Raw genomic sequence first — 7462 nt, forward strand, 5'->3', positions numbered from 1 at the left:
GGGTGGGGGTGGGTGGGCCGCGGCCCCGGTTTGTGGGGGTGGCGGTGCCGGGGCTCCTCGCGTCCGTGTGAGGCCGCGGCCCGGTGGGAGGGAGGTCAGGACGTCGTGGGGGCAGGTCAGGACCAGTCGTCGCCCCAGTTGGCGTCGCGGGCCTCGCGGTAGTGGGTGCCGTGGCGCTTGGTCACCGTCGTGCGCTGGAGGCCGTTGTGTGTCGTGCAGAGGTCCAGGAGGACCTGGCCCTTGCGGAGTTGGGGTTTGCGGATGATGCGGGCGGGGGCGGGGTGCGCGTCGAGGGTGGTGGCGGCGACGTAGCTGAACTTCTCGTCCTCGTACGGGAGGGAGCCGCCCTTGACCTGGCGGTGGAGTGAGGAGCGGCTGACCCGGGCGGAGAAGTGGCACCAGTCCTCCCCGGGGACGATGGGGCAGGTGTCGCTGTGCGGGCAGGGGGCGACGATGCGCAGACCGGCCTCGGTGAGCTGGGTGCGGGCCTCGCGGATGCGGAGGTAGCCGTCGGGGGTGCCGGGTTCGATCAGGACGACGGCGCGGGCCGCGGTGGCCGCGGCGACGACGGCGCGGCGGTCCTCGGGGCGGAGTTCACCCAGCACGTACGAGACGGTGACCAGGTCCGTGCCCTCGGGGACGGTCAGGCCCGCGCCGATGGTCTGCCGTTGCCAGGTGGTGTCGGGAAGGATCTTGGCGGCCAGTTCGCGGCCGAGGTCCAGGGCGGGCTGGGCCCAGTCCACGACGGTGCTGCGGTGGCCCTCCCAGGTGGCGGCGGTGGCCCAGGTGGCGGCGCCGGTGCCGCCGCCGATGTCCAGGTGAGTGGCCGGGGACCAGTCGGGGACCCGGGCGGCGAAGGCGGCCAGGGCGGCGCGGACGGCTTCGAAGGTGGCCGGCATGCGGTAGGCGGCGTACGCGGCCACATCCGCGCGGTCGCGCAGGACCGGGGCGTCGGTGGGGGTGCGGCCCCGGTAGTTGGTGATCAGCCGGTCCACGGCCTGCGCGGCCTGGGTGGGCGGCAGGCCGTCGAGCAGGCCCGCCAGCGCGGCGCGCAGTTCCTCGTGCATGGGGGAAATTCTACGGGGCCCGGCGGGGTGCCCCGCCGGGTCAGCCGGACCGTGCCACGGCGCGGGCCAGCCGGGTGGCGGCCGCGGCGCGGGGCGCGCTGCCGCCGTCGCGGCGGCGGGGGTGGACGGTGTTGGCAAGGAGGATCAGGAAGGTATCGGTGGCGCGGTCGAGGACCAGGCTGGTGCCGGTGAAGCCGGTGTGGCCGGCCGCGCCGCGGCCCGCCAACTCCCCCATGAAGTACGGCTGGTCGACGCCGAACCCGAGGCCGGGCGGGTCGAGGAGGGCGGCGACGGTGGCGGGGGCGAGGATCCGGGCGGTGCCGTACGCGCCGCCGTTGAGCAGGGTGCGGCAGAGGACGGCCAGGTCCTGGGCGGTGGAGAAGAGCCCGGCGTGGCCGGCGACGCCGCCCAGCGCCCAGGCGTTCTCGTCGTGCACCTCGCCGCGGAGCATGCCGCGGTCCGCCTTGGCCCAGGGCCGCCGCTGGTCCTCGGTGGCCGCGACGCCCTGCGGTGCCAGCGGCCCGTACGAGGTGCTGGACATGCCCAGCGGTCCGGTGATGCCGTCGCGGATCAGGGCGTCGAGGCGGTGTCCGGTGCGCTGCTCCAGGATCAGCTGGAGGGCGATGAGGTTGAGGTCGGAGTAGCGGCGGACGGGGGCCCGGCCGCCGCTCGGGGCCGCTGCCTCCCGCCACAGCAGCGCCAGTTGGGCGTCGCGGTCCCGGTGGTCGTGGAAGGGCAGTTCGGGCGCGAGTCCGGAGGTGTGGGTGAGCAGCTGCCGGACGGTGATGCCGGGGGCGAAGGCGGGCAGCTCGGCCCGGACCTCGTCGTCGAGGGCCAGCCGGCCGCGTTCGGTCTGCTGGACCGTGGCGATGGCGGTGAACAGCTTGGTGAGCGAGGCGAGGTCGAAGACGGTGCCGACCCGCATCGGCTCCCACAGGTCGCGGGGAAGGTCGACGCCGCGGTCCCGCTCGGGGTCGTGGGCCCGGTAGCGCAGCGCCCAGCCGGCGGCGGCCTCGGCAACCACCACCGGGCCCCGGCCGGCCAGGACGACGACGCCGGGGGCCCAGGGCGGCCGGCCTTCGGGCAGCGCCCGCACGCCGCGGACCAGCCGTTCCACCCAGCCGGGGTCCAGCCCGGCGCGGGCAGGTGTGCCGTAGGTGAGTGCCGTTGCGTTCAGAGCCTGGTCCTCTCGCCCGCCGTGCTCCCGTTGCTCTCCCCCCTACGCTGCCACGGGCGGCACATTCCCAGGAAGCTCACGAGCGCCAATACGGCGCAGGAGAGCTGTACGAGCGCCATCGGTACGGCCGTTCGCTCCCCCGCGATGCCCACCAGCGGGGAGGCCACCGAGCCGAGGAGGAAGGTGGAGGTGCCGAGCAGCGCGGAGGCGGAGCCGGCCGCGTGCGGGGTGCGCAGCAGGGCCAGGGTGTTGGTGCTCGGCATGACCAGGCCCATCGCGGACATCAGGACGAAGAGGGCGGCGGCCGTCGGGGCCAGGCCGACGTGGCCGAAGACGCCGGCGGACATCAGGAGCAGGGCGGTCGCGGCGAGAGCGATCACCACCAGGCCGGTGCCCAGCACCTTGTCCAGGCCGACCCGGCCGACCAGCAGCTTGCCGTTGATCTGGCCGACGGTCACCAGGCCGACGGAGTTGAGGCCGAAGAGCAGGCTGAAGGTCTGCGGGGAGGCGCCGTAGATCTCCTGGACCACGAACGGCGAGGCGGAGATGTAGGCGAAGAGGGCGGCGAAGGCGAACGCGCCGACCAGGGCGTAGCCGGAGAAGACCCGGTCGGCGAGCAGATCGCGCATGGTGCGCAGGGTCTGGCCGAGGCCGCCGGGGTGCCGGCGGGCGGGCGGCAGGGTCTCGTCGAGCTTGCGCCACACCAGGAGGGTGAGCGCCACGCCGACGGCGGTGAGGACGACGAAGACGCCGCGCCAGTCGGTGAGCCGGAGGATCTGGCCGCCGATGAGCGGGGCGACGACCGGCGCCACCCCGGAGATCAGCATCAGGGTGGAGAAGAACCGGGCCATCGCCACACCGTCGTAGAGGTCGCGGACCACCGCCCGTGCGATGACGATGCCGGCCGCGCCCGCCAGCCCCTGCAACAGGCGGAAGGCGATGAGGAGTTCGGCGTTGGTGGCGACGGCGCACAGGGCGGTCGCCAGGATGTAGATCACCATGCCGGCCAGCAGCGGACGGCGGCGTCCCCACTTGTCGCTCATCGGGCCGACGATCATCTGGCCCAGGGCCATGCCCGCCAGGCAGGTGGTGAGGGTGAGCTGGACGGTGGCGGCCGGGCTGTGCAGGGCGGCGGTGACCTGCGGCAGGGCCGGGAGGTACATGTCCATGGAGAGCGGCGGGACCGCCGTGAGGCCGCCGAGGACGAGGGTGACGAGGAGGCTGGTGCGGCGGGACGCGGCCGGTGCTGCTGCCGCGCCCCGCTCGGCTATGGCGGGAAGGTCCTGGGTCTCGGCCGCGCCGGGCTCCGTCATACGTGTCTCCATGGTGATAGTTGGCTGCACCATGGTGTCATGTGACGGACGGCTTCTGACCGGTTTCGAACCGGTTCCTTCGACCTAGGACGGACCTCCGCCGGACCTAGGACGGATGTCCCGGATCAGGCCGGCTTCAGGCCCGGATCGCCCGCCTCGGAGACGAACGAGGCGGCGGTGCGCACCGGCGCCCCGGGAGTGGTGACGGCGGACACCGTGCGGTAGTCGGCGCGGGCGGTGTGCTGGTCCAGGGTGACGGCGAGGTAGCCGCGCCGGCCGTTGTAGAACTTCATGTGCGGGTTGGCCGCCAGGTAGGTGTCCCAGTTGGCGGGCTTGTCCGCACCGTCCTTGCCGCTGGCGATCGAGGTGGTCACCAGCTCCACCCCGGCGGTGCGCGAGCCGGGGTCCTTGAAGTCCTTCTTGATGTCGAAGGCGTAGTGGACGTGCACATCGCCGGTCAGGACGACGAGGTTGTCCACGCCCGCCGACTCGGCGCCGGCCAGCACCCGGTCCCGGGAGGCCGCGTAGCCGTCCCAGGCGTCCATGCTCAGCTGGTAGCCGGGGCCGGTGGCGTTGCGCCGCTCGGAGAAGGTGACCTGCTGCGGCAGGACGTTCCAGAGTGCGGAGGACTGCCGCCAGCCGTCGATCAGCCAGCGCTCCTGGGCGGCGCCGGTCAGGGTGCGCGCGGGGTCCAGGGACTCCGGGCCCGGGGCGTGCCAGCCGTCGCCGTAGGCCTGGTCGGAGCGGTACTGGCGGGTGTCGAGGATGTCGAACTGGGCGAGCTGCCCGTACTGGAGGCGGCGGTAGAGCCGGGCGTCGGCGCCCTGCGGCCGCTGCGGGCGGCGCAGCGGCTGGTTCTCCCAGTAGGCGCGGTAGGCGGCGGCCCGGCGGACGAGGAACTCGGCGGGCGGGAGGTTGTCCTCGCTGATGTCGGAGGCGTAGTTGTTCTCCACCTCGTGGTCGTCCCAGGTGACGATGAAGGGGTGCGCGGCGTGCGCGGCCTGGAGGTCCGGGTCGGACTTGTAGAGGGCGTAGCGCAGCCGGTAGTCCTCCAGGGAGACCGTCTCGCGGTTGAAGACCGCGGGCAGCTTGCGGTCGGTGTAGTTGCGGGCGCCGCCGGTCGCGCCCACCGGGTACTCGTAGAGGTAGTCGCCGAGGTGGAAGACGACGTCGAGGTCCTCCTCGGCCAGGTGACGGTAGGCCGTGAAGTAGCCGTCGTGGTAGGCCTGGCAGGAGACCGCGGCGAGCTTCAGATCGGAGATCCGGGTGCTCCGGGCGGGCGCGGTGCGGGTGCGGCCGACCGGGCTGATCCAGCTGCCGGCGCGGAAGCGGTAGTAGTAGACGCGGTCGGGCGCGAGACCGGTGGGCTCGATGTGCACGGAGTGGTTGAACTCCGGGTGGGCGTCGGCGCGCCCCTGGCCGGCCAGCCGCTTGAAGTGCTCGTCGTAGGCGATTTCCCAGCGGACCGTGACCCGCGCGTTCGGCATGCCTCCCCCACTCTCACCTCCGTTCGAGCGGGGGGACCCCCATCCGGGCTCGAAGGGGCGCGGGGCGAGACGGGTCCACAGCACGACGGAGCCGGGCTGCGGGTCACCGGAGGCGACGCCGAGGGTGAAGGGGTTCTCGGTGATCGTCCGCGCATCGGCCTCGGCGGCTTGGGCGGCGCCCGCGACCGGCAGGTTGGTCGCGAAGGCGAGCGCGGCGGCGGCCCCGGTGGTGGTGAGGAAGCGGCGGCGGCCGAAGTGTGCGGCCGCGGCCCGGATCTCCTGCTCGTGCGGTGCGTGGTGAGTCATCTGGCCCTCCCCTGAAGGCAGTTGTCGCAGAGCCCGTAGGAGAGCAATTCCAGGGTCGCGGGACGGCGCGGCGCTGTCCCGGGCACGTCCCATACATGACAGCTGGATGAGGACTGGGCCCGCACCGGACGCGGTCGGACAATCTCGGCACCGGCCGTGCCTTCGGAGCATTCGGGGCAGGGCCGGACCGAGGGGACGCGACGGCCCGTGCGCCGCCCGTACGCCGTTTACGCTGCCGCCATGGCAGAGAACACAGAGCCGGCACGGGCAGCGCGGACGACGCCGATGGCACGGGCCGGGCAGGTGGGCGGTACGGCGACCGCGCCCCGGCCCACGCTGCCGGCCCCGTCCTCGCGCGGCGGGCACAGCACACGGACGGCACCGGCCGCGCAGGAGGCCCGGCAGGGCGGGGCGACGCCCCGTCAGGTCGCCGTGGTCACCGGCGCCGGCTCCGGCATCGGGCGGGCGGTCGCCCATGCGCTGACCGCCGCGGGCTGGACGGTGGTACTGGCCGGGCGGCGCGCGGAGGCGCTGGCGGAGACCGCCCGGCTGACGGGCCCGTCGGCCCCCGACAGCCCCGCGATCATGACCGTACCGACCGATGTCACCCGCCCCGAGCAGGTCGACTCGCTGTTCGCCGCCGTCCGTGAACGGTTCGGCCGGCTCGATCTGCTCTTCAACAACGCGGGCACCTTCGGCCCGCCGGCGCCGCTGGAGGAGCTGACCCACGACGACTGGCGCGCGGTCGTCGACGTCAACCTCACCGGTTCCTTCCTCTGCGCGCAGGCCGCGTTCCGCGTCATGAAGGCCCAGGAGCCGCAGGGCGGACGGATCATCAACAACGGCTCGGTCTCCGCCCACACCCCGCGCCCGCACTCCGTCGCCTACACCGCCACCAAGCACGCGATGACCGGCCTGACCAAGTCGCTCTCCCTGGACGGCCGTCCGTACCACATCGCCTGCGGACAGATCGACATCGGCAACGCGGCCACCGAGATGACCGGCCGGATGCAGACCGGCATCCTGCAGGCGAACGGTCAACTGGCGGTCGAGCCGGTGATGGACGCGGCCGACGTCGCCCGCACGGTCGTCCACATGGCGGCGCTGCCACTGGGCGCCAATGTGCAGTTCGCGACGGTGATGGCCACCAACATGCCGTACATCGGGCGGGGTTGAGGGCGGGCGGCCGTCGGGCCGTAGGGACGGCCGCCCGACGACGGGCCGTACGGGCGGGGCCGCTCCCCCCGGCCGCCCCACCCCGGAGGCCGACATCCGCGACGCCGAATCCCTGTCCGACCCCTGCCCACTTTCCCCTTCCGGTGGCACCCTATGAGCCTGCCTTCGCGCCCCGGGGAGGGCTGACCCGACCGGGGTACCAAGACAGGCGCTTCCTCGAATCCGCACCACTCGTCTGCCGGGCCGCCGCCGTGCGGCCCGTCCCCACGCGGCCGTGCACGCCCGCCGTACGCGGCCCCCGCAGAAGGAGTCACGTGTGAGACGAACCGCTCGCGGCATACCGGCAGTTCACGGCATACCGGCGCCGCACCCCCGGCGCCCCTCCCGGGCCGCCCTCGGCGCCCTGACGGCCGCCGGTACGCTGCTCGCCCTCCTGCTCCCCACCGGCCAGGCCGGCGCCGCCACCCCGCAGTCCGAGCACCGCTCCGGCACCTCGCAGACCACCGTCGGCGCCTTCTGGACCGCGGAGCGGATGCGCGCCGCCGCTCCCCTGGACCTCGCCACACCCACCCAGCGGTCCGCCCCCACCGCGGTCCCGCGCAGCGGCGCCCCGCTCAAGGTGGCGCCGACTCTCCCCCGACTCCCCGAAACGGCCCAGACGTTGCCCGGGGCCCTCCCCCAGGCCGGCGGACCGTGGACCGGCGGCGGCACGGTCGTCAAGACCACCGGCCGGGTGTTCTTCACCTACCAGGGCCGCAACGCCTCCTGCTCCGGCGACGCGGTCACCAGCGGCAACAAGAGCACCGTGATCACGGCCGGGCACTGTGTGAAGCTCCAGGGCGCCTGGCACACCAACTGGACCTTCGTCCCCGGCTACCACGACGGCCAGGCCCCGTACGGCAAGTGGCCGGCGGCCAAGACGCTCTCCACTCCCCA

The 7462-nt window shown here is 73.8% G+C and carries 6 protein-coding genes; 2 read left to right on the forward strand and 4 right to left on the reverse strand.

Annotation, left to right across the window (positions count from 1 at the left end; translation table 11 throughout):
- Window positions 1-116 precede the first annotated feature (116 nt).
- The 4 genes from ACFW5B_RS32975 to ACFW5B_RS32990 form a co-directional block, all read right to left on the reverse strand.
- Entirely contained in the window at window positions 117-1067 is a 951-nt protein-coding gene (locus tag ACFW5B_RS32975) for a small ribosomal subunit Rsm22 family protein (RefSeq protein WP_386447964.1), read from the reverse strand.
- Between the two features lie 40 nt (window positions 1068-1107).
- Window positions 1108-2184: a serine hydrolase domain-containing protein gene (locus ACFW5B_RS32980; RefSeq protein WP_386447967.1), complete on the reverse strand. Its 1077-nt coding sequence runs from the start codon at window positions 2182-2184 to the stop codon at window positions 1108-1110.
- 56 nt (window positions 2185-2240) lie between these two features.
- Window positions 2241-3557, reverse strand: coding sequence for a multidrug effflux MFS transporter (locus tag ACFW5B_RS32985; protein ID WP_386447970.1), 1317 nt, complete (start codon window positions 3555-3557; stop codon window positions 2241-2243).
- 125 nt (window positions 3558-3682) lie between these two features.
- Window positions 3683-5350, reverse strand: a complete 1668-nt coding sequence (locus tag ACFW5B_RS32990) for an alkaline phosphatase D family protein (RefSeq protein ID WP_386447973.1) — start codon at window positions 5348-5350, stop codon at window positions 3683-3685.
- Window positions 5351-5635: 285 nt separating this feature from the next.
- Here ACFW5B_RS32990 and ACFW5B_RS32995 point away from each other — a divergent pair, with 285 nt between their 5' ends.
- Window positions 5636-6526, forward strand: coding sequence for an SDR family oxidoreductase (locus ACFW5B_RS32995; protein WP_386447979.1), 891 nt, complete (start codon window positions 5636-5638; stop codon window positions 6524-6526).
- Window positions 6527-6842: 316 nt separating this feature from the next.
- On the forward strand, window positions 6843-7462 hold a 620-nt coding region (locus ACFW5B_RS33000), incomplete at its 3' end, for a trypsin-like serine peptidase (protein WP_386447976.1).

Origin of the sequence: Streptomyces sp. NPDC058773, from assembly GCF_042746015.1 — a bacterium.
Taxonomy (GTDB): Bacteria; Actinomycetota; Actinomycetes; order Streptomycetales; family Streptomycetaceae; genus Streptomyces.